The organism is Salmonella sp. 741265116_PST (assembly GCF_046567715.1).
GTDB lineage: Bacteria > Pseudomonadota > Gammaproteobacteria > Enterobacterales > Enterobacteriaceae > Salmonella > Salmonella enterica.
Genome location: NZ_JBKFPH010000010.1, coordinates 104,797 through 126,741, shown reverse-complemented (window position 1 = coordinate 126,741; position 21,945 = coordinate 104,797). Strand labels below are relative to the sequence as shown.

The following is a 21,945-nucleotide window of genomic DNA, read 5'->3' as shown; positions in this document are numbered from 1 at the left end:
TTTCCCATTGCATACCGATGTAATTCACGGAAGAATGCGCACGACGGTTTATTAAACACAGTGGATTGATATGAAGGTACTGGTTACCGGCGCCACCAGCGGCTTAGGTCGAAACGCGGTTGAATTTTTGCGCAATAAAGGCATCAGCGTCAGAGCGACGGGTCGCAATGAAGCGATGGGCAAGCTGCTTGAAAAAATGGGCGCGGAATTCGTCCATGCGGATTTAACCGAACTGGTCTCCTCGCAGGCTAAAGTGATGCTCGCCGGGATCGACACGTTGTGGCACTGCTCCAGCTTTACCTCGCCCTGGGGAACCCAACAAGCTTTCGATCTGGCGAATGTTCGCGCCACCCGCCGCCTGGGAGAATGGGCGGTCGCCTGGGGCGTGCGCAATTTTATTCATATCTCCTCTCCCTCACTCTATTTTGATTACCACCATCACCGTGATATCAAAGAGGATTTCCGTCCGCATCGGTTTGCCAATGAGTTCGCCCGCAGTAAAGCCGCCGGCGAAGAGGTGATTAATCTGCTGGCGCAGGCCAATCCGCAAACACGTTTTACGGTGTTACGTCCGCAAAGCCTGTTTGGCCCGCACGATAAAGTATTTATCCCACGTCTGGCGCATATGATGCACCATTACGGTAGCGTCTTATTACCGCACGGGGGCAGCGCGCTGGTCGATATGACCTACTATGAAAATGCGATCCACGCCATGTGGCTGGCCAGCCAGCCGGGCTGCGATCATCTGCCTTCTGGCCGCGCTTATAACATCACTAACGGCGAAAACCGCACCTTACGCAGCATCGTACAAAAGTTAATTGATGAACTGACTATCGACTGCCGCATTCGCTCTGTGCCTTACCCGATGCTGGATATGATCGCCCGCAGTATGGAACGCTTCGGCAAAAAATCCGCCAAAGAGCCCCCGCTAACGCATTACGGCGTGTCAAAACTGAATTTTGATTTTACGCTCGATACGACTCGCGCGCAGGACGAGCTGGGCTACCAGCCCATCGTCACGCTGGACGAAGGCATTGAGCGCACCGCCGCCTGGCTGCGCGATCACGGAAATTTACCGCGTTAATCCTGGCCGTACTTCTCCAGTAATGCTTCGGCAATCGCCTGCGTTTCGGCATCTGCGATACCGTTCCATTGCGCCGGACGGAAGTGCATCTGGAACGCCATAATCACCCGCTGCTGCTCGCGTGCCGTCATATCGGCTTTGACTTCATAACCATAGCGCGAGAGTAACGCAAGCACCGTTGCGGTATCGACTGGCGTATACGGCGCGCGTCCAGCCAGATAAAACGCCACACGCTGGGCGTCAGGCCAGGCGCCAATCCCCTGCGCCGCCAGCTCGCGCCACGGGAAGCGCGGGCCGGGATCGTCTTTACGCTGCGGCGCGATATCCGCATGGGCCACCACATTCTGCGGTTTGATGTCATAGCGCGCGATAATGTCCTTCGCTAACGGAATCAATGCCTGAATTTGCGCGGATTCAAACGGCGCGAAAGATTTCACCCCGCCGGACATTCGCCAGCCGCGATTTTCCAGCTCAATGCCAATAGACGTATCATTGAGACGCGTGGCACCTCGCCAGAAACTGACGCCCGCATGCCAGGCCTGATCCTGTTCCGGCACCAGTTGCCAGATGCGCGGTTTACCGCCATATAATGGCGGGGTTGCGGGAATCAGGTAATGCGAACTGACGTTGCGTCCCGTTAACGTCGCCAGCGAAACGTCAAAGTTTTCCGCCGTATAGTGAATCACCAGGACTTTAATGCGCGGATAGGCCGCCTGCGCCCGATGTCGGGTATCAAGCTGATATCCCTCTTTATCGATAATGCCTTTTTCGCTCGCGCAGCCTGTTAACAGCAACGCGAGACCCACCAGCCACAGTAGCGCTCTCATCGGCGCGTTTTCACCGCCGTTCCGCTGACGCTGACCATCAGCATACTGCCATCCTTGCCGACAGTTTCGTAATCAATATCGATGCCTACCACCGCATCGGCGCCCAACGCTTTAGCCTGCTCGCCAAGTTCCTGAAAAGCAATTTCACGCGCTTTACGCAGCTCTTTCTCATATGCGCCGGAACGTCCGCCGACGATATCCCGAATGCCGGCGAAAAAATCGCGGAAGATATTAGCGCCTAAAATGGCTTCGCCCGTCACCACACCGCAATACTCCACGATGCTTTGTCCTTCCAGCGTTGGGGTTGTTGAAAACTGCATAGTGAATCTCCCGGGTTAGCTAAGCACACGATCTCAAACGCATTATCAAGCTGATACGCTATCATTGAAAGGATATAATTGATTATCGTAGATCGGTTTTTGCTCGATCGCCTATAAGGAAATCATCATGCGCTATTCTAAACTCTCTTTGCTCATCCCGTGCGCGCTTCTGCTTAGCGCCTGTACGACCGTCACTCCCGCCTACAAAGATAATGGCCCGCGTATCGGCGCGTGTGTGGAAGGCGGCCCGGACAGCGTGGCTCAACAATTTTACGACTACCGTATTCAACACCACAGCAATGATATCGCCGCGCTTCGCCCCTACTTGAGTGATAACCTGGCGAAATTGTTGACCGACGCCAGCCGCGATACGGAGCACCGCCAGTTGATGAGCGGCGATCTGTTCTCCAGCCGCGCTACGCTGCCGGATAGCGCCAACGTCGCCAGCGCATCAACCATTCCGAACCGAGATGCGCGCAACATTCCTCTGCGGGTGGCGTTAAAACAGGGCGATCAAAGCTGGCAGGATGAAGTGCTTATGATTCACGAAGGCTCATGCTGGGTGATTGACGACGTTCGCTATCTGGGCGGAGATGTCCATGCCCCTGCCGGTACGCTGCGCCAGTCGATAGAAAACCGTTAACAGACAGTATTCCCCGCTTTTGCACTCATAACCCCGTAAATTGTCTGGCATTCTGCACGGGATGCCGACAATTCTTCTTACCTACTATTCCTCCTGCTATTTTGTGCTATGTTTAGGGAAGAATGTGGGATATATTTAACTTTTAACGCATAAATATTGCATAACTATTCTGCGAAAGGTACTATCTGCGGCTTCAATAGCTATCAGACTGCCAGTATACGAGTGTCAATGAGTATTCAATTAAACGGCATTAATTGCTTTTACGGCGCGCATCAGGCGCTGTTCGATATCACGCTGGATTGCCCCGAAGGCGAAACGCTGGTGTTGCTTGGCCCAAGCGGGGCGGGTAAAAGTTCGCTGCTGCGTGTACTCAATCTGCTTGAGATGCCGCGCTCCGGCACTTTGACTATCGCCGGGAACCATTTTGACTTTACGAAAACGCCGTCCGATAAGGCGATTCGTGAGCTACGTCAAAATGTCGGAATGGTCTTTCAGCAATATAATCTTTGGCCGCATCTCACCGTTGTGCAGAATCTGATTGAAGCGCCCTGCCGCGTACTGGGTCTGACAAAAGATCAGGCGCTGGCGCGCGCAGAAAAGCTGCTGGAGCGTTTACGTCTGAAGCCCTATAGCGATCGTTATCCGTTGCACCTTTCCGGCGGTCAGCAGCAGCGCGTCGCGATTGCCCGCGCGCTAATGATGGAGCCGCAGGTGCTGCTGTTTGATGAACCGACCGCCGCGCTGGACCCGGAAATTACCGCTCAAATCGTCAGCATTATTCATGAGCTGGCGGAAACGAACATTACTCAGGTGATCGTTACGCATGAAGTCGAAGTGGCGCGTAAGACCGCCAGTCGTGTGATTTATATGGAAAATGGTCACATCGTCGAGCACGGTGATGCGGGTTGCTTTGCCCACCCTCAGACCGAAGCGTTCAAAAACTATCTCTCTCACTAAGATTCGGGACAATGACAATGAAAAAAGTTCTGATTGCCGCGCTAATTGCAGGCTTTAGCCTTTCCGCTACAGCAGCCCAGACCATTCGTTTTGCGACCGAAGCGTCCTATCCGCCGTTCGAATCGATGGATGCTAATAACAAGATTGTCGGCTTTGACGTCGACCTGGCCAACGCGCTATGTAAAGAGATCGACGCCTCCTGTACCTTTACCAATCAGGCGTTCGACAGCCTGATCCCCAGCCTGAAATTCCGCCGCTTCGACGCTGTAATGGCAGGAATGGATATCACGCCGGAACGTGAAAAGCAGGTGCTGTTTACCACGCCATATTACGACAACTCCGCGCTGTTCGTGGGTCAGCAGGGCAAATACACCAGCGTCGATCAACTGAAAGGCAAGAAAGTCGGCGTACAGAACGGTACGACGCACCAGAAATTCATCATGGATAAGCATCCGGAAATCACCACCGTACCGTATGACAGCTATCAGAACGCGAAGCTGGATCTACAAAATGGCCGTATCGACGCTGTTTTCGGCGACACGGCGGTCGTGACCGAATGGCTGAAAGCCAATCCTAAGCTGACGCCGGTCGGCGATAAAGTCACCGATAAAGATTATTTCGGCACCGGCCTGGGTATCGCGGTACGTCAGGGCAACACCGAGCTGCAGCAGAAATTCAATACTGCGCTGGAAAAAGTGAAGAAAGATGGGACTTACGAGACCATCTATAACAAATGGTTCCAGAAGTAATCTTTGATGAACGAATTTTTTCCTTTAGCAAGCGCCGCCGGGATGACCGTCGGCCTTGCCGTCTGCGCGCTGATCATTGGCCTCGCGTTAGCCATGTTCTTTGCCGTCTGGGAGTCCGTAAAATGGCGCCCGATTGCCTGGATAGGCTCCGCGCTGGTCACTATTTTGCGCGGCCTGCCGGAAATTCTGGTGGTGCTGTTTATCTATTTCGGCTCCTCGCAACTCCTGCTTACGCTGTCTGACGGGTTTACCCTCCATCTCGGCTTTGCGCAGATCCCGGTGCAAATGGAGATTGAGAACTTTGACGTCAGCCCGTTCCTGTGCGGCGTGATTGCGTTGTCCCTGCTGTATGCGGCCTATGCGTCGCAGACGCTACGCGGCGCGCTGAAAGCCGTTCCGTCTGGTCAGTGGGAGTCGGGTCAGGCACTGGGATTATCAAAGACGGCGATTTTTTTCCGTCTGGTGATGCCGCAGATGTGGCGTCACGCTCTGCCAGGGCTGGGTAATCAGTGGCTGGTGTTGCTAAAAGATACGGCTCTGGTCAGCCTTATCAGCGTTAACGATCTGATGTTGCAGACCAAAAGTATTGCCACACGCACCCAGGAACCGTTTAACTGGTACATTATTGCGGCGGCTATTTACCTGGTCATTACGCTGATCAGTCAGTACATTCTCAAACGCATAGACCTGCGCGCGACACGTTTTGAGCGGAGGCCGGACTAATGCTTGAGTATTTACCTGAACTGCTAAAAGGGCTACACACCAGCCTGACGCTGACCGTGGCTTCTATTGCCGTCGCTTTGGTGCTGGCGTTAGTTTTTACCATTATCCTGACGCTAAAAACGCCGTTCGTGGTGTGGCTGGTGCGCGGCTATATCACGTTGTTTACCGGTACGCCGTTGTTGGTGCAAATTTTCCTGATCTACTACGGACCCGGTCAATTCCCGACACTGCAAGAGTATCCGCTACTCTGGCATCTACTGTCTGAACCGTGGCTGTGCGCACTGATCGCGTTGTCGCTAAACAGCGCCGCTTACACCACGCAGCTATTTTATGGCGCGATTCGCGCGATTCCGGAAGGTCAGTGGCAGTCCTGCGGCGCGCTGGGGATGAGTAAGAAAGATACGCTGGCGATTTTGTTGCCCTATGCGTTTAAACGCGCCCTCTCCTCCTATTCTAATGAGGTGGTACTGGTCTTCAAAAGTACCTCACTGGCTTATACCATCACCTTGATGGAAGTCATGGGGTACAGTCAGTTGCTCTATGGTCGTACCTACGATGTGGTGGTATTTGGCGCGGCAGGGGTAATTTACCTGGTCGTCAACGGTCTATTGACGCTGATGATGCGTTTGATTGAGCGTAAAGCCCTGGCGTTTGAGCGGCGCAATTAACCAGGCAGGATAAGGCATTCTCGCCGCCGTTCGACAATGGTCTGATGGCGCTGCGCTTATCAAGCCTACGATGCATAATATTGAATAAATCCGACGGACAAGTGGTTAACTTGTCCGTCTTTTTTTATCCATTTCAAAATATTTAATCATTTTTATTGCATATTAATTCAATCAATGGCATTGTAAATCTATGCCGCAGACACGGCGCATAATCATAAGATTACGGGAGTGACATCATGAAAAAGTTAGTTCTGGCCGCATTACTCGCCTCTTTCGCCACTGGCAGCATCGCCGCTGAAAAAATCAATTTCGGGGTTTCCGCTACCTATCCCCCGTTTGAATCCCTGGATGCGAGTAATAAAATTGTGGGCTTCGATATCGATCTGGCAACCGCATTATGCAAGCAAATGCAGGCAGAATGTACTTTTACTAATCATGCTTTCGATAGTCTTATCCCGGCGCTGAAATTCAGAAAATATGATGCCGTCATTTCCGGAATGGACATTACCCCGGAGCGCAGTAAACAGGTCGCCTTTAGCAATCCCTATTATGCGAACTCTGCGCTGGTGATTGCCAAAAAAGACACCTATAAAACCTTTACCGATCTAAAAGGTAAGCGTATCGGTATGGAAAATGGCACCACGCATCAAAAATATCTCCAGGATAAACATCCGGAGGTCAAAACCGTGGCCTACGACAGCTATCAGAATGCGATTATCGACCTGAAAAATGGCCGTATTGATGGTGTCTTTGGCGATACCGCAGTGGTCAATGAGTGGCTGAAAACGAATCCGCAACTGGGTCCGGCAACAGAGAAAGTGACCGATCCGCAATACTTCGGTACCGGACTTGGCATCGCGGTGCGCCCGGACAATAAGGCGTTGCTGGAAAAACTGAATAATGCGCTGGCCGCCATTAAAGCGAACGGCACTTATCAGAAAATCAGCGACCAGTGGTTCCCGCAGTAAGACATATGTTATTCTAACAACCCACCCTATTGGTGGGTTATAAATTTTTATCATTTAATTATTTATATTTTATATCTTCTGGTTTATCTCTTTTTATTTCAAATGACTTCGCCACACTATCTTCTGGGTCAATAATAGGTCCGAAAGACATAACTTAGAGCCTATCCCATTAGGGCTATTTTACTTGCCATTGTGGTCATGGGCAGTGCTCAAAATCCTCACGTACTACGTGTACGCTCCGGTTTTTGCGCGCTGTCCGGGTCCAAACTGGCTGCGCCAATAACGCCTGCTGGGATAGGCTCTTACTTACCAGAGGATCTATTATGAACAGTGATATTAACGTTATTATTAATCCCTATAATCACAATAAATTATGTGCGCTCGTCAGCTTTCAGACGACTGAACCAGTAATAGTCAGCTATATTGTCAGAGGGAAGACCAGCGCTGCCGATTTTAACTGGTCAGCCTCAGATTATACCGAGAGTCAGGAAATAAGCATTGTTGGACTTTATGCGAATTATCTAAATCACGTCGACATTACCACGCGCTCGCTTTCCGGTAACACCGAAAGTTTTACGCTAGAAATATCGACCCAGGAGCAAGATTATGGCGATACACCTCTAAATCTGACTATTAATATTCTTGATCAAACGCTGGCCGATAATACCTTAGGGCAAGGATGGTTTGTGACAAGTGAATGGAATGGGTATGATATTAACGGCGATCTGCGTATTACTGGACTATATCCGTGGATGTACGGTAACCTAAAAATTATTGATAATTCGCTTTGGTCTGCGCTTGCCAGCGAAACCTACGATCCTGAAAAACATGCCTTTGCGCCTCATCTTTATAATTTTAATCTTATCGGTAAAGTGATTCAAACGCTTACGGCGCCAGAGGGTTTTGGCTTTCACCACGATATCACGACTGATCATAACGGTAATCTCTATGTTCTGGGCTCAGTGTTAGACAACTGGTCTGACAGCCAAAAACTGGAATGCATTATCTATAAATATGCTATTGCAAGTGGAGAACTGCTCTGGCAACGCGATTACTCGAACGAGTTCATGCATGCTACCGTACTTGATAATACTGATACCAATGACGTACATTTTAATAGTCTGGAGTACATCCCTCAAACCAATCAACTGATGGTTAATTCACGTTCAACCTGTACCATTATTGGCTTAAATATTGAGACTGGCGATCTCGAATGGATTATTGATAATCCGGAATTTCCGACATTAAATGCCGACATCAATTTAAGCGTAAAAAACCCTGATAATTTCAAATATCCTAATGGCGAACATGCGGTATTTATTACCAACAATGACAAATATGCTGCTTATCAGGGGGAAAATAAATTTGTCATCTCTATGTTCAATAATAATTCATGTGCGGATGAAAATGGTAATGAGCTGGTCCGTGTCATTGAGTCCGAACCCGTAGCCTATACGGCGGCTGAACTTGATTCACTTCCGACCATTTTTGCCGTTGATCTGAATGAAAAAACGGCTCAGCGATTAGATCAGTTTACCTTCCCCGGACAGCGCAGTGAGCTCACATCTTCTGTCTTTGAAACGGGAGAGAATTACTGCGTTTATTTTGGCGCTGAACAATCATTTTTCGTTTTCGATACTGACAATACTACTGGAGTGTCAATTTTTGCTATTGATACCGGTCTTGGCTATCGTGGCCGAATTTTTAGCTATGATGAACTACGTTCCCTTATTTAAAAAATCGCCTGCATCAACAGGCGATTCGGACTAATACTTGCCGGGTGACGCTGACGCGTACCCGGCTTACAACATTGTTACGTTTTTAGATAACATCCAGACCCAGACGGCGATACTGCTCCGCCGGAGCATCATTTTCTTTCATCAAACGGATAAGTAAGTTGATCATCCTTGCTTCGATGGCCTCATCATGAATAGGATGTTGCTGCTGCGGATCGTCTCTGAGATCAAACAAGAGATGACCAAAGCTATTCACACCTTTATATTTTTCCCTGGCCGGAATACGTAATACCTGAAGCCCTTTAGTAAAGTTAAACGGAGGTGCCAGAGATAATTTTCCCAGTTCATCCACGTCATAACGCGCATTCATCTTGATCGGCATTAACGTGTAGTTCGCAATGTCATGCTCACGCCCCGGCTGCGCGGCCCGCATATAAACATAGCGTCCGTCGGTAACATTGACGTGTCCGCTAAACACGCCAAACAGCGCGCCTTCCCTGACGGGTTCATCACTGGCAATGACTTTCGCCAGCGGCTTACCCTGCATATCTGCAGGAATAGGTTGCTGAAAATAGTCCAGTAGCGTTGGCGCCCAGTCAATCATCTGCACCAGCGACTGCCGTCGCGCTCCGCATACCGCGCTGCGCGGGTCCCAGATAAACAGCGGGTTATTCGCCACCTCGTTATAATAGGGCATCTGATTTTTAGCCCACCAACCGTGCTCCCCCAGCAAGAAGCCGTGATCGGTACCGACAATCAGCATCGTATCGCGCCAGAGATCGTGTTCATCCATCAGATCAAGGATACGTCCCAGATTGCGGTCGCACATAGAAACCAGGGCCCGATAACGACAGCGAATATGCGCTATCGCCTCCTCGCTTTCACTGACTTTGCCGCGCGGCCAGTCATAGTGCGGGCCTTGCCACTCATCGTCATAGAGTGATAAATATTCCTCGGTGGTATAAAACGGTTCATGCGGATCAAACGTCTCAACCTGCAATAACCAGTTATCTTCGGCATGATTTTTATGGATAAAATCGCACCCGGCATCAAAAACTTTCGTCTGGGGAAAATCAGCTTCCTGCTGGATGTATTCGCGGTTCGCCCAGTCGTGACGCCATAGCCCGGAAACGCCGCCTCCGGTTTGTTTTTGTGGAACGCGCAGTACTTCCGGAATGGGCGGCTCGCCAACGCTCGCCTTCCAGTGATCGCCCTCCTGACCGCGTACTACGTCCCAGGAGCTATAGCGGTTATGGTAGTTACCGCCGCCGTCTTCCCAGTAATGCAGATGATCGCTGATAAGATGGGTGTAGATCCCCGCTTTTTTCAATAATTCCGGCATGGAATCATCAAAGGGTTCCAGCGGGCCCCACTCACGATGCAGGAAATTATAGCGCCCGGTGTGCAGTTCCCGACGGGCTGGCATACAGGGCATACTGCCGACATAACTATTGTCAAAGGTGGCGGCATGTGCCGCCAGGCGTTGAAAATTAGGCGCTTTCGTTAGCAAATCGCCATAGGGCGGCAAATAGTTTTTATTCAGACTGTCAAACAGCAGAATAATCGCTTTCATGACTCACCCTCATTTGTTGAGCAGGTGCGGAAAATTTTTCTCTACCACATCGTAAATCTGTTTACCTATTGACTCGCCATCCATGATATTTTCAATGGGAATGAGATATTGTCCGTGTTTAGGATCGAGGCTAACGACATCAAGCAATTTTTTCGAAATCGCATAAATATCTGCCCAGTCGGTAAATCCACCGACCTCTCCCGCTGCCGTATGCTCCATATCAAAAGAGAAGTCATATTTTGCTAACGCTTTTTTAACAACAGTTTGTAACATTACGCTACTGCCTACACCATAACCGCATACGAATAGAATATTTACAGAATTTTTCATAATAAAATCCTTTATATAAACCGAATCAATTAAATGGAATAAGGACCAAGATGGAACGTTGAAGCAATAAATTTCAGTAATTCACAAATCGCAGGCCACAGAGTCGCCCAGTCAAATATTCCCGTCCAGCCCACGCCTTCTTTTGCCAGCCCGGTTAAAGGAATGGCCCATACCGTACCGAAAGTCTGAATAATCCCTAACAGGAAAGTACAAATAATAACGGAACGATATCCCCCCATTCGGTTGGCTAATACGCCGATGGGACCGCCGGAAAAGAAGAGCGGAACAAAACCAGGCAATACCATAATAGGGCTATGGATGAGCAGCAGAATGCCCATGGAAAAAATCGTGCCGAAGGTACAAAAGACGAATCCCAGCGTGGCCGCGTTCGGCGAAAAAGGTAATAAAGCAGCAACATCCACAGCCGGTATAGCGTTAGGAATAAAGCGATCCTGCCATCCTTTAAACGAACCGTTAATTTCACCAACCATCATCCGCACGCCCTGCAGCAAGATGACCATATACATAGAGAATTGCAGGCCCAGATTGATGATATAGATATACCAGGGTTTGCCTTTCGCCATTAACTGTACGTTATCGATCCCTGTAGCCAATAGAAAACCGCCAACGAAGAGCGTCATCACAATGGCGATTGCCGTCACGTTGTGGTTAAAAATGGCTAACCAACCGGGAAGTTTCAGGTTTTCGGCGTCATGCTTTTCCGGATCGCCGAATTTATGCGCGAATTTCGAGAAAAACCACAGTCCCAGCATCTGGTTATGCGCAATGGTAAAACCGGCGTTATTGGTCACTCTGGCGATGGGTTTAACAATAAGCGTAGTTGAAAACGCCCAAAAGACCCCGGTCAATACCCCGGCAATCACAATGGATTGTACCCAACCGAACCCCAGCCAGAAGACGATTAACCACAGTACTGCCTGTGAATGAGAGACCCCGGTATTGCCGGTAAGAAATATACCTTTTGCGCCGGTATAACGACCAAATAAAACTAATATCAGGTTAGTAAAAAACGCCAGTACAAAAACGTATCCTACATAGCCGAAATTATCGCCCAGCGCTATTTGCGTCGCGGCTTTCATGGCATATGAATCCATTAAGTATCCATGCACGCCATAAGCCTTGCTGACTGCCTCTGCAACCGGTTTAAAAGTGGCTGAAAATTGAAAGCCGCCAAATAACACCATCATCAAACCGACCATCGCGCTGATCATACCGGTGATAATTTTTATAGGCGTCTTTTTATCCAGCGCATAGCCAACACCGACTAATATCCCAATTAATATTGCCGGTTCAGTTAAAAACGTTTGAATAACATCTATAAATTTGGCAAACATCGTCTGAACGCCCTCCATAAGCGTGCCTATTCGTTGTCATGATTGACCCCTTTACTGACGTTACGTATTGCTTCGCTGATGCTATTGAAAGTTACCCGATAAACCACCTTGTCTAATTTTGCCTTACACGCACTGTAATAATCAAAAGTAGTCATTAAAAGATTTAAAGTGATTATTTGTGATTTGATTTGCAAAAATAGGGAAATATATAAATACAATCAATTGAATTTAATAATCAATTGATTGTATTTATTATTTTTATGGAATAATTTGGTGATAAAAATAAATATTGTGAATATATTATACTGACCTGCGCAGTAACACTAAAACCTCATAATGCGCGGTATGCGGGAACATATCGAAAAGCTGAACACGTTGAATACGGTAGTTCGGCAGATGGCGAATATCCTGCGCCATCGTCTGCGCGTTACAGCTTGAATAAATAATAAAACGCGGCGCCATTTGTGCAAGGTAATCGCACAACGGCTTGCCAATGCCGCGGCGGGGAGGATTCACCAACACCAGATCGGGCGTTTCGCCTTGGGCGGTGGCGAATTGGGTGGAATCCAGCGCCTGGAAATGAAGGCGGGTTAATCCCAACTCAGCGGCGGATTGCTTCGCGCAGGCAATCGCCTCCGGCGCGATCTCAATACCGGTTAATTGCATCTGCGGCGTCGCGCAGTGCAGACCGAATCCGCCCACTCCGCAAAAAAGATCCCACATATGGCGTACCGGCAGTTGCCCTACCCAGTCGCGTGCCGTCGCATATAATCGGCTGGCGACCGTAGGGTTGGTCTGAAAGAAACTTTGCGGACGAATCCACAGCGGCACATCGTTAAAACGTTCCGCCAGCGCCTGCTGATCCGTCAGGTAGATTTCCGTCTCCCCTTCCATAATCGCCATATGTACCGGCTGGATATTTGCGGTGATCACTCTGAGCTGCGGCAGTTGCGCGCGCAGCCACGGTAACGCCGCGCGCAGTTGCATAAGTTTGGTTTCTGAACGCAACACGAAGCGTAGCATCATGCCGCCATCGAACTGACTTTCCGTCAGCAACAGGTATTTCAGTTCGCCGCGTTTTCGCGCTACGTTATAAGGCGTGAGTCCGGCACGGGCAATAAACGGTTTTAGCGCGCTGAATACGGGGGCAAAGGAGGCGGGATACAGCGGGCAGCAGCAAAGATCGACCGGCGTACCGTCGCGATGCAGCATCCCGAAGAGCGGTTTTTCTACACTACCGCTCACGACCATTTTCGCTTTGTTGCGGAAACGCTGCTCCGGGCCGCCAATCGGCCCGCACCACTGTTCAACAGGCAGACCGGCCAGCAAACGATGTAAATCGGCTGTTTTTGCGGAAAGTTGTTCGTTAATCGACTGCGTAATCCATTGACAGGAACGGCAGCGACCCGCGTCATAGAGTGCGCACTGCATACCAAAAAACCTTCATATTATCCGGGGCGACGATTATACACATTATTGCAGCCGGAAGAACCGACGGCTGGGAGCGGGAATAAACAGCAGAAACAGAATTAAAAGATCGGGGAGTTTTTGCATGACCAGGGAATGCAGGATATCACGCTTCGATTCTCCCGCGATGCTAAACAACTCCGGATACCCGTAGCCTAACGACGCCGCCCACAGATATCCGCTCACAATAATTTGTGTCGCCAGGTACACCCAGCGCGCCCAGCTACGGCCTTTCACCAGCGAAAACGCACAATAAATTTCAACAAAGACCAGCACTAAGCTGGCCAGAAAGACCAGGGTTAAGCTCCACGTCTGCACGCTGCGATGAATAAACTCGCCCATCCCGCGTATGCCGAGGGTATTCATAATCATCAGCACATCGAGACCGCGAATCAAAATAATCGCCATAGCCGCAACCTGCACCAGCGTAGGCACATTTAAACGGGCATGTGATGAGGTTGATTGCTTTATAAATCCCAATGAATGTCTTCCCTGAAAATGATGCCGCGACCCGCGCGGCAACGCATTGCCATAGTGGAAGATTTTAGTGGCTTCAGCCGCGTCTTGCACGCTGGATATCGCGAATCCGCTGTTTTTCCGCTCGCGCCATCAGGTACCAGGCAATAAATCCGACGATTCCTACCACGCCGAGGATTAACGTCGCCAGCGCGTTGATTTCCGGGTTCACGCCCATGCGCACGCTGGAGAAAACCAGCATCGGTAGCGTGGTGGCGCCGGGACCGGAAACAAAGCTGGCAATCACCAGATCGTCAAGGGAAAGCGTAAAGGCCAACAGCCAGCCCGAGATCACCGCTGGCATGATCATCGGTAATGTAATGACAAAAAAGACCTTTAACGGCGCCGCGCCAAGATCCATCGCCGCCTCTTCAATCGAACGATCCAGTTCGCGTAATCGCGAAGCGATCACCACTGCCACGTAGGCGGTACAGAAAGTGACGTGCGCCAACCAGATGGTCAGCATCCCGCGATCGGAGGGCCAGCCGATAGCATGACCGAGCGCGACAAACAGTAGCAGCAGCGACAGCCCGGTAATCACATCCGGCATCACCAGCGGCGCGGTGATCATAAACGCAAAGCCATTTGCGCCGCGAAATCGTCCAAATCGCACCATCACCACCGCGGCGATAGTACCGAGCACCACCGCCATCGTCGCCGCGCAGGCGGCAATTGTCAGGCTTAGTCCCACTGCGCTCATCATGGCGGAATCCCGAAAGAGCTCGCCATACCAGCGCGTCGACCATCCCGCCCACACCGTCACCAGCTTCGAACTGTTAAACGAGTAAATCACCAACATTAACATCGGCGCATAGAGAAAAGTAAACCCCAGCACCAGAATCAGAATGCGCCAGGGCGAGCGAACGACCGGTAAGTTATTCATCCGTGCTCCCCCACACTTTTTTGCTGATGTTTATGGAACCACATGATCGGCACGATCAGCAGCAGCAACATAATAATGGCGACCGCAGAAGCCACCGGCCAGTCGCGGTTATTGAAAAACTCCTGCCACAGGACGCGACCAATCATGATACTGTCCGGCCCGCCAAGCAGTTCCGGGATCACGAACTCGCCCACCGCCGGGATAAAAACCAGCATTGAGCCAGCGATGATTCCGCCTTTGGTGAGCGGGACAATGATGCTAAAAAACGTTTTCAGCGGTCGGGCGCCGAGATCCAGCGACGCTTCCACCAGCGAATAATCAATACGCGTCAATGCGGTATAAATGGGCAGAACCATAAACGGCAGATACGCATAAACAATGCCGATATAGACGGCCAGGTTAGTGTGCAGGATCGTCAACGGCTGATCGATAACCCCGAGCCACAGCAACACATTGTTCAGCACGCCGTTGTTTTTCAAAATACCCATCCAGGCATAGACGCGTATTAAAAAAGACGTCCACGAGGGCAGAATCACCAACAGCAGCAGGATATTGCGCGTGGAGGGCTTGCTGTGCGCCACCGCCCACGCCAGCGGGTAGCCCAACAGCAGGCAGCAGATCGTGGAAATACCGGCAATTTGTAACGATTGCAGATAGGCTTCGAAATAGAGCGGATCGTCGGTCAGTTGCAAAAAATTACCGAGATTGAGCGTAATCGACAACTGACCGTCAGCCCATTCCAGCAGATCGGTATACGGCGGGATCGCCCGCGCCATTTCCGCCAGGCTTATCTTAAAGACGATAAGAAACGGTAGTAAAAACAGTAGAATGAGCCAGATATAAGGCAAAGCAATAACCAGCTTACGCCCATGTTTCATTTGCATTCGCGCCAACCATAGCGCCGCGCCGCCAGGTTTACTGATGCGTGCCGGAGGTTCAAGTGTGCTCATGTTTCCCCCTTATACCGTCAGGACCACGCAGCTATCCGCTTCCCAGCACAAACGCACTTCATCGCCCCAGGTCGGTAACCCTTTCCGGTAACGGTGCGCATTCTGCAGTTGAGCGCTGATCATCTGCCCGCTTTTTAGCCGCACATGATAAATAGACAGATCGCCGAGATACGCAATATGCGCCACTTCGCCGACGGCGAAATTATAGCCATCGGCAGGCGGCGACTCACAGAGCATGATTTTTTCCGGACGTAGCGCCACATATACCGGCACATTATCAACGACAGAGGCATCTGCATCGACTTTTAACGGATGAACCAAACCAGGTGCGTCAATGACCAGACCGTCCTCTTCACGCGCTTTCAGTAAGCCCTCAAAAACATTTACCGATCCGATAAATTCGGCGCTGTAGCGGGTCGTCGGATGCTCGTAAATCTCCTCCGGTTCGCCAATTTGCACAAATTTTCCACGGTTCATGATGGCAATGCGCCCCGCCATCGTCATGGCTTCTTCCTGATCGTGCGTCACCATGACGCAGGTCACGCCGACGCGCTCAAGGATATCCACCACTTCAAGCTGCATCCGGTCGCGTAATTTTTTATCCAGCGCGCCCATCGGTTCATCCAACAAGAGCAGCTTAGGACGTTTCGCCAGGCTGCGCGCCAGGGCCACGCGCTGACGCTGACCGCCGGAAAGCTGATGCGGCTTACGTTTCGCAAACTCCTGCATGTGCACCAAACCCAGCATCTCATTGACGCGGCTGGTAATCTCCGCCCTCGGCAGTTTGTCCTGCTTCAGACCAAAAGCGATGTTCTGCTCTACCGTCATATGCGGAAACAACGCATAGGACTGAAACATCATATTAATCGGACGCTGATACGGCGGAACATGCGCCAGATTGACGCCGTCGAGCATAATTTGCCCGCTGCTCGGCGGTTCAAAACCTGCCAGCATCCGTAGCAGAGTCGATTTTCCACAACCTGACGCGCCCAGCAGGGCAAAAATCTCGCCTTTATAGATAGTCAGACTGACATCATCGACAGCATGTTGCCCGTCGAATGACTTCGTCAGGTTGCGAATTTCCAGAAGCGGCGTCAGCGCTTTACGGGTTTTCACCTGCGGGCGGTGGGGGACATCATTCACAAGGCGCTCTCCGGCATAACACAATCAAACGATACAAACGGTGGAATGCCCGATAGCGCACGCTTATCAGGCCATACCGTTAATAAATTACTTACCGCTTTTCACCTTCGTCCATGCGCGGGTGCGGACGCGATCAATCTTCGGCTCCTGCACTTTCAGGGTAAACAACTTGGCCCGCACATCCGCCGGCGGATAAATTCCCGGGTTATCGCGCACCTGCTGGCTAACCAGCGCCGTCGCCTCTTTATTCGCATTGGCGTAGAAAACGTGATTGGAAATATGGGCAATCACATCAGGGCGCAGCAGATAATTAAGGAACTGGTAGGCCTCGTCTTTATTTTTGGCGTCAGCCGGCATGGCAAACACATCAAAAAACGCCATTGCCCCCTCTTTGGGGATCGAGAAAGAGATATTGACGCCATTTTTCGCCTCTTTCGCCCGGTTAGCGGCCTGCCAGACATCGCCCGCCCAGCCGATGGCCACACAGGTATCGCCATTAGCCAGATCGTTAATGTATTGCGAGGAGTGGAAATAGCGAATGTTTGGCCGTAGCTTCAACAACAGATCGGTTGCCGGACCGGTGTAGTCATCCGCTTTGCTGCTATTCGGATCTTTACCCAGATAGTTCAGCACGGTGGCAAAAATTTCTTCAGGCGCATCAAGGAAAGAGACGCCGCAGCTTTTTAGCTTCTCCAGATTTTCCGGCTTGAGGACTAAATCCCAGCTATTCACTGGCGCATCATCCCCCAGCACCGCTTTCACTTTATCAACGTTATAGCCAATGCCCGTCGTGGCCCACATATAGGGCATGGCGTATTTGTTGTCAGGATCATGCTTCGCTACCAGTTTCAGCAGTTCAGGATCGAGGTTTTTCCAGCCGGGAAGTTTGCTTTTATCCAGCGGCTGAAAAACGCCCGCGGTGAGCTGGCGCTCAAGAAAACTGGCCGATGGCACCACCAGATCGAACCCGGTGCTGCCTGCCATTAACTTGCCTTCCAGCACTTCATTAGAGTCAAAGACATCATAGATAACGTTAATCCCGGTCTCTTTTTCAAAGTTCGCCACCGTGTCCGGCGCGATATAATCTGACCAGTTATAAATGTGCAGCGTTTTTTGTTCGGCAGCGAGCGTGCCGACAGAGACGACCATCAAAGCACCCGCAACCAGACCCGATAGCCATTTTTTCTTTAAGGCGGTCATCATCGCTTTCCTTCTGAAATCCGTTAACAAATGAACCCATTAGGCGTGGTTTAAAACATGCCTGAAATGTGCATACCTTTTCATTTGATACAAATGAAGAAGAGAGGTCGCCCTCCCTGCCATCAAGCTCGCTATAGAGGCTTCGCAAGAATAACTTTAGCTAAGGTTTGAGGCTATAGCCCAGATTAAAAAACGCTTTTTATCAATTTTTTATGCAGGTTTTGTCTATGTGATAAAGCGAAATGATCAGAAAGGAGGTGAATAATTCTTTAAATAAAGGTTAACAGCAGCATAAAAAAACGTAAACAGCAGCCGCGCTGGCAGCGACTGCCTGACTATCGGGAGGGATCAGTGAAGAAAATGGTCAACCACGCTGGTTTTTTGCGCGTCTTCTTCCGCGTTAAACAGAAGCTGATGCGCCCCGGCCTCAAGGATCACCATAGAAATCTGCTCTTCACTTTGGCGAACAAACCATTCGAACTGTTCGTAGGTGACGCCTTGCATAACGGATAAAGACTGGCACACAACCAGCTTTGGCAGATTATCATCCTGCATATCGAGAAAGGCTTTTACCGTCAACGAACTGGCGTTGATAGCAGAGAGATCGGCCGCCAGCGGCAGCAACGCGGAAGGCCTGACCTCCGCCATCGCGGAAAAAAGAACGGTGTTGTCCACCAAATCGATTTTAGCATCGTAGACGCCGTCAAAATTCTGCATATGCGGCAAATGCAGCGCCTGGCAGGTATCACATTCGAAGAAATTCATGCCCAGGTCGTCGAGCCATTGACGCAACGTATCCAGAGTGGGAACGACCAGTGATATCATAATAATGTGCTACCTCTTACGATGACGATGAAAAAATTACCGGCACAGCTTACGCAAAAAGCGTGCTTCGTACTACGGCGGAATCCATGATTGCGATTAGCCGCCGATTTTAAGGCAAAATTCAGGCGTAGCGTGACGTTCTATCCACTGAATCATTCGCCCCGCGATATCCACGCCCGTAGTCTTTTCGATACCTTCCAGTCCCGGCGAGGCATTCACCTCCATCACCAGCGGCCCGCGCGCGGCGCGTAAAATATCGACGCCCGCCACATCCAGCCCCAGCGTTTGTGCGGCTTTGATGGCGATATCCCGTTCACGGGGCGTGATCGTCGCGATGCTGGCCACCCCGCCGCGATGAAGATTGGAGCGAAAATCACCGGCTTTCGCGCACCGCTCAATCGCCGCCACAACCTCATTGCCGACGACCAGACAACGAATATCGCATCCTTTAGCTTCGGCAATGTATTCCTGAACCAGGATATGGGCATTCAGCCCCCGAAACGCATCAATAACGCTTTCAGCAGCCTGACGCGTCTCCGCCAATACCACGCCGATCCCTTGCGTGCCTTCTACCAGCTTCACGACCAGCGGCGCCCCGCCAACCATCTTAATAAGATCGCTGGTATCATCCGGCGAATGGGCGATCCCGGTAATGGGGAGATCGATCCCCTGGCGCGCCAGAAGTTGTAGCGATCGCAGCTTATCGCGCGCGCGGGTAATGGCGACGGATTCATTCAGCGGATAGCTACCCAGTAGCTCAAACTGACGTAGCGCAGCGGTACCATAAAAGGTAATGGCCGAACCAATACGGGGAATAACGGCGTCAAAATGGGGCAGACGACGCCCCTTGTAATGGATCGACGACGCAGCCGGATTAATATTCATATAGCAGGAAAGAGGATCGAGTATCTCGACCAGATGGCCGCGCCGCATCGCCGCTTCGCGCAGACGTTTGCAAGAATAGAGCGTTCCATCCCTGGACAATATGGCAATTTTCACCCTGCACCTCGCTGAAAACCCTGAAAAGCCCGCGTATCATACACTGGCCCGCAGGTTTTAGCGCGTCGCCCAGCCCTGTTTATGCAAATATTCAAGGATAAATGGGCGATTTTCTTTAATCAGGGTGCGACGGATATGATCGCTCCAGGTATCGCGTCGCGTATTACTGCCGCGGGTCAGATAATACTCAGCCAACTGCTCGTCATAGCGCGCCAGCAGCTTTTCATCAAGCGGTTGATACTGGTTCTCATGAACCACAAGCTCGGCAGGCAGGCGCGGTTTCAGATCCGGATTATCCGCAGGCCATCCCAAACACAGGCCAAAGAGCGGCAATACATGCTTCGGCAATTTTAATAGTTCGGTAACAGACTCAATATTATTACGGATGCCGCCGATATACACGCCGCCTAACCCCAGTGATTCCGCCGCCGTCAGCGCATTTTGCCCCATCATCGCCGTATCGACGACACCGAGCAGCAGTTGTTCGGCAAGCCCCAACTGCGCGTCAGGGCAGATCTGCAAATGACGATTAAAATCGGCGCAAAATACCCAGAACTCAGCGGCCTGCGCCACATGCTTTTGCCCGCCCGTCAGGGGCACTAACGCCTCGCGCAGCGCCCGATCGGTAATACGGATAATAGAGCTGCACTGTAAAAAACTGGAACTGGACGTGCTGCGCGCGGCGGCAATAATGGCCTCTCGCTGCGCGTCAGTCACGGGTTCATCGGTGAAATGGCGAATAGAACGATGGCCACAAAGAAGTTCAATGGTCGGACTCATTATGCTTTTCTCTATCTGAACGGGAAGAAATGTCGGGTGGACGTTTCATCAACTGCGGCGCCAGTAACTGCGCAATACGCCACATCATCGCCACCGCGGCGGGGAGGATCAACACGACGCCCAGGAAAACCATCAATACGCCAGCCAGCGGCGTATTGAACGGCGCAGGCAGCGTAAGGTAATGATTAAGTGATAGCAGAGCAAGCGCCAGCAAAATCATACCGAGGCATTCCAGTATCAGTACGCTTTTGGGTAACACGCCAATCGTGCGCATATCAAGCCTCCTGGTAAACTGACGCACAGTGTAGAACGTTCTGGTCCGGCGTGCTTAACAGATATAGCCCTGGGTTATCAAAGGAACAGGCGTAACCTGCTTTTCATCTGCCGTAAATCGCGGCATGATAACACCTGTTCGCCGTCTGGCTTTATGTTCGAGGAGAGATATGTTTACTGTTATTTTTGGCCGTCCAGGGTGCCCTTATTGCGTGCGTGCAAAAGAGTTGGCGGAAAAACTGAGCAAAGAACGCGACGATTTCAACTACCGCTATATTGATATCCATGCTGAAGGCATCACTAAAGCGGATTTGGAAAAAACCGTAGGTAAACCCGTAGAAACCGTACCGCAGATTTTTGTCGATCAAAAACATATCGGCGGCTGTACGGATTTTGAAGCATGGGCAAAAGAAAATCTGAATCTTTTCGCCTGATTGCTCTGGCAACGCCCTCTACCGGAGGGCGCTATCGGCGTTTTTTTCGCCGGTGGCTAAACAGACTGCTAATAAACAAATAACAGAGCGCGCCTAACGCACACCAGAATACGGCGCTAAATAACCACGCCAGTTCTTGCCAAAACGATCGGGTAGGCATAAATACCACGCGCATTAACACCAGGCAAAACGGCGCCGCCAGCATCGCCCCGATCAGCGGTCGGATCACCTCGCGTCGGTGAGAACAAAAACTGGCCACCGCACCAGGCAACGTAAAAAATAACAGTCCAATCTCAGGATGCCCTGCCGCGCGAAAAGCGCCTTGCACATGCATAGTTAATGAAAGACACACCACAATAAAGAGTACAAAGCAGCAGACAACGCTTGCCCACCCGTGTTTATGTTTCAATCGTTCCTCCTGACACTCTCTATCGAACACGCTTTCCGCCGTGAGGCGTCCAGTCAGATAAAGTCATGTGGCATTCCATGCCAAAAACACACCTGCACGATTCTTATAGCCGTTAGTACGCAATAAGATTAAA

General features: G+C 50.8%; 25 protein-coding genes. 9 read left to right on the top strand and 16 right to left on the bottom strand.

Annotated features, from left to right (window positions below; genetic code table 11):
* The first annotated feature begins 70 nt into the window (after window positions 1–70).
* Complete coding sequence (locus ACLD11_RS09525) at window positions 71–1,084, top strand: NAD-dependent epimerase/dehydratase family protein (protein WP_000866904.1); 1,014 nt, start codon at window positions 71–73, stop codon at window positions 1,082–1,084.
* Here the strand turns inward: ACLD11_RS09525 and ACLD11_RS09520 are convergent.
* Together ACLD11_RS09520 and ACLD11_RS09515 are read right to left on the bottom strand one after the other, a co-directional pair.
* The gene (locus tag ACLD11_RS09520) at window positions 1,081–1,911 is read right to left on the bottom strand and encodes an N-acetylmuramoyl-L-alanine amidase (protein WP_001202293.1); all 831 of its coding nucleotides are present in this window, start codon (window positions 1,909–1,911) and stop codon (window positions 1,081–1,083) included. The two genes, ACLD11_RS09525 and ACLD11_RS09520, sit on opposite strands and share 4 nt — an antisense overlap.
* Entirely contained in the window at window positions 1,908–2,231 is a 324-nt protein-coding gene (locus ACLD11_RS09515) for a heavy metal-binding domain-containing protein (protein ID WP_001160725.1), read from the bottom strand. Before ACLD11_RS09515 ends, ACLD11_RS09520 begins: the two co-directional genes overlap by 4 nt.
* A gap of 127 nt (window positions 2,232–2,358) precedes the next feature.
* Here ACLD11_RS09515 and ACLD11_RS09510 point away from each other — a divergent pair, with 127 nt between their 5' ends.
* From ACLD11_RS09510 to ACLD11_RS09480, 7 genes are all read left to right on the top strand, one after another.
* Window positions 2,359–2,874 carry a lipoprotein gene (locus tag ACLD11_RS09510; protein WP_001270724.1) on the top strand — a complete coding sequence of 172 codons (516 nt, stop codon included), beginning with the start codon at window positions 2,359–2,361 and terminating at the stop codon, window positions 2,872–2,874.
* Window positions 2,875–3,102: 228 nt separating this feature from the next.
* Window positions 3,103–3,831 carry an arginine ABC transporter ATP-binding protein ArtP gene (artP, locus tag ACLD11_RS09505; RefSeq protein ID WP_000027186.1) on the top strand — a complete coding sequence of 243 codons (729 nt, stop codon included), beginning with the start codon at window positions 3,103–3,105 and terminating at the stop codon, window positions 3,829–3,831.
* Window positions 3,832–3,848: 17 nt separating this feature from the next.
* Window positions 3,849–4,580, top strand: a complete 732-nt coding sequence (gene artI / locus ACLD11_RS09500; protein WP_411010898.1) for an arginine ABC transporter substrate-binding protein ArtI — start codon at window positions 3,849–3,851, stop codon at window positions 4,578–4,580.
* Window positions 4,581–4,586: 6 nt separating this feature from the next.
* Complete coding sequence (gene artQ, locus ACLD11_RS09495) at window positions 4,587–5,303, top strand: arginine ABC transporter permease ArtQ (RefSeq protein WP_001001675.1); 717 nt, start codon at window positions 4,587–4,589, stop codon at window positions 5,301–5,303.
* Window positions 5,303–5,971: an arginine ABC transporter permease ArtM gene (artM, locus tag ACLD11_RS09490; RefSeq protein ID WP_000895396.1), complete on the top strand. Its 669-nt coding sequence runs from the start codon at window positions 5,303–5,305 to the stop codon at window positions 5,969–5,971. The genes artQ and artM overlap by 1 nt, the downstream gene beginning before the upstream one ends.
* A 236-nt stretch (window positions 5,972–6,207) precedes the next feature.
* Window positions 6,208–6,939 carry an ABC transporter substrate-binding protein ArtJ gene (gene artJ, locus ACLD11_RS09485; protein ID WP_411014830.1) on the top strand — a complete coding sequence of 244 codons (732 nt, stop codon included), beginning with the start codon at window positions 6,208–6,210 and terminating at the stop codon, window positions 6,937–6,939.
* Window positions 6,940–7,262: 323 nt separating this feature from the next.
* The gene (locus ACLD11_RS09480) at window positions 7,263–8,675 is read left to right on the top strand and encodes an aryl-sulfate sulfotransferase (protein WP_183058622.1); all 1,413 of its coding nucleotides are present in this window, start codon (window positions 7,263–7,265) and stop codon (window positions 8,673–8,675) included.
* 85 nt (window positions 8,676–8,760) lie between these two features.
* Here the strand turns inward: ACLD11_RS09480 and ACLD11_RS09475 are convergent, their stop codons facing one another.
* The 13 genes from ACLD11_RS09475 to ACLD11_RS09415 all read right to left on the bottom strand — a co-directional run bounded on the left by ACLD11_RS09475 (window position 8,761) and on the right by ACLD11_RS09415 (window position 20,970).
* On the bottom strand, window positions 8,761–10,248 hold the full coding sequence (locus ACLD11_RS09475; RefSeq protein WP_411014829.1) for a sulfatase: 1,488 nt from the start codon (window positions 10,246–10,248) through the stop codon (window positions 8,761–8,763).
* Window positions 10,249–10,257: 9 nt separating this feature from the next.
* Entirely contained in the window at window positions 10,258–10,578 is a 321-nt protein-coding gene (locus ACLD11_RS09470; protein WP_411014828.1) for a PTS sugar transporter subunit IIB, read from the bottom strand.
* Window positions 10,579–10,607: 29 nt separating this feature from the next.
* Window positions 10,608–11,951 carry a PTS sugar transporter subunit IIC gene (locus ACLD11_RS09465; RefSeq protein ID WP_411014827.1) on the bottom strand — a complete coding sequence of 448 codons (1,344 nt, stop codon included), beginning with the start codon at window positions 11,949–11,951 and terminating at the stop codon, window positions 10,608–10,610.
* A 282-nt stretch (window positions 11,952–12,233) separates the two neighbouring features.
* Window positions 12,234–13,364: a 23S rRNA (uracil(747)-C(5))-methyltransferase RlmC gene (rlmC, locus tag ACLD11_RS09460; protein ID WP_411014826.1), complete on the bottom strand. Its 1,131-nt coding sequence runs from the start codon at window positions 13,362–13,364 to the stop codon at window positions 12,234–12,236.
* Window positions 13,365–13,406: 42 nt separating this feature from the next.
* Entirely contained in the window at window positions 13,407–13,880 is a 474-nt protein-coding gene (locus ACLD11_RS09455) for a YbjO family protein (RefSeq protein WP_000505788.1), read from the bottom strand.
* A gap of 73 nt (window positions 13,881–13,953) precedes the next feature.
* A complete protein-coding gene (potI, locus tag ACLD11_RS09450) occupies window positions 13,954–14,799 on the bottom strand; it encodes a putrescine ABC transporter permease PotI (protein ID WP_001061621.1) in 846 nt (281 codons plus the stop codon).
* Window positions 14,796–15,749, bottom strand: coding sequence for a putrescine ABC transporter permease PotH (gene potH / locus ACLD11_RS09445; RefSeq protein ID WP_000105453.1), 954 nt, complete (start codon window positions 15,747–15,749; stop codon window positions 14,796–14,798). The genes potI and potH overlap by 4 nt, the downstream gene beginning before the upstream one ends.
* 9 nt (window positions 15,750–15,758) lie before the next feature.
* Window positions 15,759–16,892 (bottom strand): putrescine ABC transporter ATP-binding subunit PotG, encoded by a 1,134-nt coding sequence (gene potG, locus ACLD11_RS09440; protein ID WP_411014825.1) that lies wholly within the window; start codon window positions 16,890–16,892, stop codon window positions 15,759–15,761.
* A gap of 87 nt (window positions 16,893–16,979) precedes the next feature.
* On the bottom strand, window positions 16,980–18,092 hold the full coding sequence (potF, locus tag ACLD11_RS09435) for a spermidine/putrescine ABC transporter substrate-binding protein PotF (RefSeq protein WP_411014836.1): 1,113 nt from the start codon (window positions 18,090–18,092) through the stop codon (window positions 16,980–16,982).
* Window positions 18,093–18,440: 348 nt separating this feature from the next.
* A complete protein-coding gene (locus tag ACLD11_RS09430; RefSeq protein ID WP_001578844.1) occupies window positions 18,441–18,917 on the bottom strand; it encodes a YbjN domain-containing protein in 477 nt (158 codons plus the stop codon).
* 96 nt (window positions 18,918–19,013) lie between these two features.
* The gene (rimK, locus tag ACLD11_RS09425; RefSeq protein WP_000684361.1) at window positions 19,014–19,916 is read right to left on the bottom strand and encodes a 30S ribosomal protein S6--L-glutamate ligase; all 903 of its coding nucleotides are present in this window, start codon (window positions 19,914–19,916) and stop codon (window positions 19,014–19,016) included.
* Between the two features lie 57 nt (window positions 19,917–19,973).
* Window positions 19,974–20,696: a nitroreductase NfsA gene (gene nfsA, locus ACLD11_RS09420; protein WP_000075300.1), complete on the bottom strand. Its 723-nt coding sequence runs from the start codon at window positions 20,694–20,696 to the stop codon at window positions 19,974–19,976.
* Window positions 20,680–20,970 (bottom strand): YbjC family protein, encoded by a 291-nt coding sequence (locus ACLD11_RS09415; protein WP_001259131.1) that lies wholly within the window; start codon window positions 20,968–20,970, stop codon window positions 20,680–20,682. Before ACLD11_RS09415 ends, nfsA begins: the two co-directional genes overlap by 17 nt.
* A 169-nt stretch (window positions 20,971–21,139) precedes the next feature.
* Between ACLD11_RS09415 and ACLD11_RS09410 the strand changes: the two genes are divergently transcribed.
* On the top strand, window positions 21,140–21,403 hold the full coding sequence (locus ACLD11_RS09410) for a GrxA family glutaredoxin (protein ID WP_000495513.1): 264 nt from the start codon (window positions 21,140–21,142) through the stop codon (window positions 21,401–21,403).
* 31 nt (window positions 21,404–21,434) lie between these two features.
* Here the strand turns inward: ACLD11_RS09410 and ACLD11_RS09405 are convergent, their stop codons facing one another.
* The gene (locus tag ACLD11_RS09405) at window positions 21,435–21,812 is read right to left on the bottom strand and encodes an inner membrane protein YbjM (RefSeq protein WP_000680850.1); all 378 of its coding nucleotides are present in this window, start codon (window positions 21,810–21,812) and stop codon (window positions 21,435–21,437) included.
* Between the last annotated feature and the right edge of the window lie 133 nt (window positions 21,813–21,945).

What these genes read in the sequence shown, in the direction of transcription:
- ACLD11_RS09525 (WP_000866904.1), top strand. Translation starts at nt 71, where the DNA reads ATGAAGGTACTGGTTACCGGCGCCACCAGCGGCTTAGGTCGAAACGCG.
- ACLD11_RS09520 (WP_001202293.1), bottom strand. Translation starts at nt 1,911, where the DNA reads ATGAGAGCGCTACTGTGGCTGGTGGGTCTCGCGTTGCTGTTAACAGGC.
- ACLD11_RS09515 (WP_001160725.1), bottom strand. Translation starts at nt 2,231, where the DNA reads ATGCAGTTTTCAACAACCCCAACGCTGGAAGGACAAAGCATCGTGGAG.
- ACLD11_RS09510 (WP_001270724.1), top strand. Translation starts at nt 2,359, where the DNA reads ATGCGCTATTCTAAACTCTCTTTGCTCATCCCGTGCGCGCTTCTGCTT.
- artP (WP_000027186.1), top strand. Translation starts at nt 3,103, where the DNA reads ATGAGTATTCAATTAAACGGCATTAATTGCTTTTACGGCGCGCATCAG.
- artI (WP_411010898.1), top strand. Translation starts at nt 3,849, where the DNA reads ATGAAAAAAGTTCTGATTGCCGCGCTAATTGCAGGCTTTAGCCTTTCC.
- artQ (WP_001001675.1), top strand. Translation starts at nt 4,587, where the DNA reads ATGAACGAATTTTTTCCTTTAGCAAGCGCCGCCGGGATGACCGTCGGC.
- artM (WP_000895396.1), top strand. Translation starts at nt 5,303, where the DNA reads ATGCTTGAGTATTTACCTGAACTGCTAAAAGGGCTACACACCAGCCTG.
- artJ (WP_411014830.1), top strand. Translation starts at nt 6,208, where the DNA reads ATGAAAAAGTTAGTTCTGGCCGCATTACTCGCCTCTTTCGCCACTGGC.
- ACLD11_RS09480 (WP_183058622.1), top strand. Translation starts at nt 7,263, where the DNA reads ATGAACAGTGATATTAACGTTATTATTAATCCCTATAATCACAATAAA.
- ACLD11_RS09475 (WP_411014829.1), bottom strand. Translation starts at nt 10,248, where the DNA reads ATGAAAGCGATTATTCTGCTGTTTGACAGTCTGAATAAAAACTATTTG.
- ACLD11_RS09470 (WP_411014828.1), bottom strand. Translation starts at nt 10,578, where the DNA reads ATGAAAAATTCTGTAAATATTCTATTCGTATGCGGTTATGGTGTAGGC.
- ACLD11_RS09465 (WP_411014827.1), bottom strand. Translation starts at nt 11,951, where the DNA reads ATGGAGGGCGTTCAGACGATGTTTGCCAAATTTATAGATGTTATTCAA.
- rlmC (WP_411014826.1), bottom strand. Translation starts at nt 13,364, where the DNA reads ATGCAGTGCGCACTCTATGACGCGGGTCGCTGCCGTTCCTGTCAATGG.
- potI (WP_001061621.1), bottom strand. Translation starts at nt 14,799, where the DNA reads ATGAATAACTTACCGGTCGTTCGCTCGCCCTGGCGCATTCTGATTCTG.
- potH (WP_000105453.1), bottom strand. Translation starts at nt 15,749, where the DNA reads ATGAGCACACTTGAACCTCCGGCACGCATCAGTAAACCTGGCGGCGCG.
- potF (WP_411014836.1), bottom strand. Translation starts at nt 18,092, where the DNA reads ATGACCGCCTTAAAGAAAAAATGGCTATCGGGTCTGGTTGCGGGTGCT.
- ACLD11_RS09430 (WP_001578844.1), bottom strand. Translation starts at nt 18,917, where the DNA reads ATGATATCACTGGTCGTTCCCACTCTGGATACGTTGCGTCAATGGCTC.
- nfsA (WP_000075300.1), bottom strand. Translation starts at nt 20,696, where the DNA reads ATGAGTCCGACCATTGAACTTCTTTGTGGCCATCGTTCTATTCGCCAT.
- ACLD11_RS09415 (WP_001259131.1), bottom strand. Translation starts at nt 20,970, where the DNA reads ATGCGCACGATTGGCGTGTTACCCAAAAGCGTACTGATACTGGAATGC.
- ACLD11_RS09410 (WP_000495513.1), top strand. Translation starts at nt 21,140, where the DNA reads ATGTTTACTGTTATTTTTGGCCGTCCAGGGTGCCCTTATTGCGTGCGT.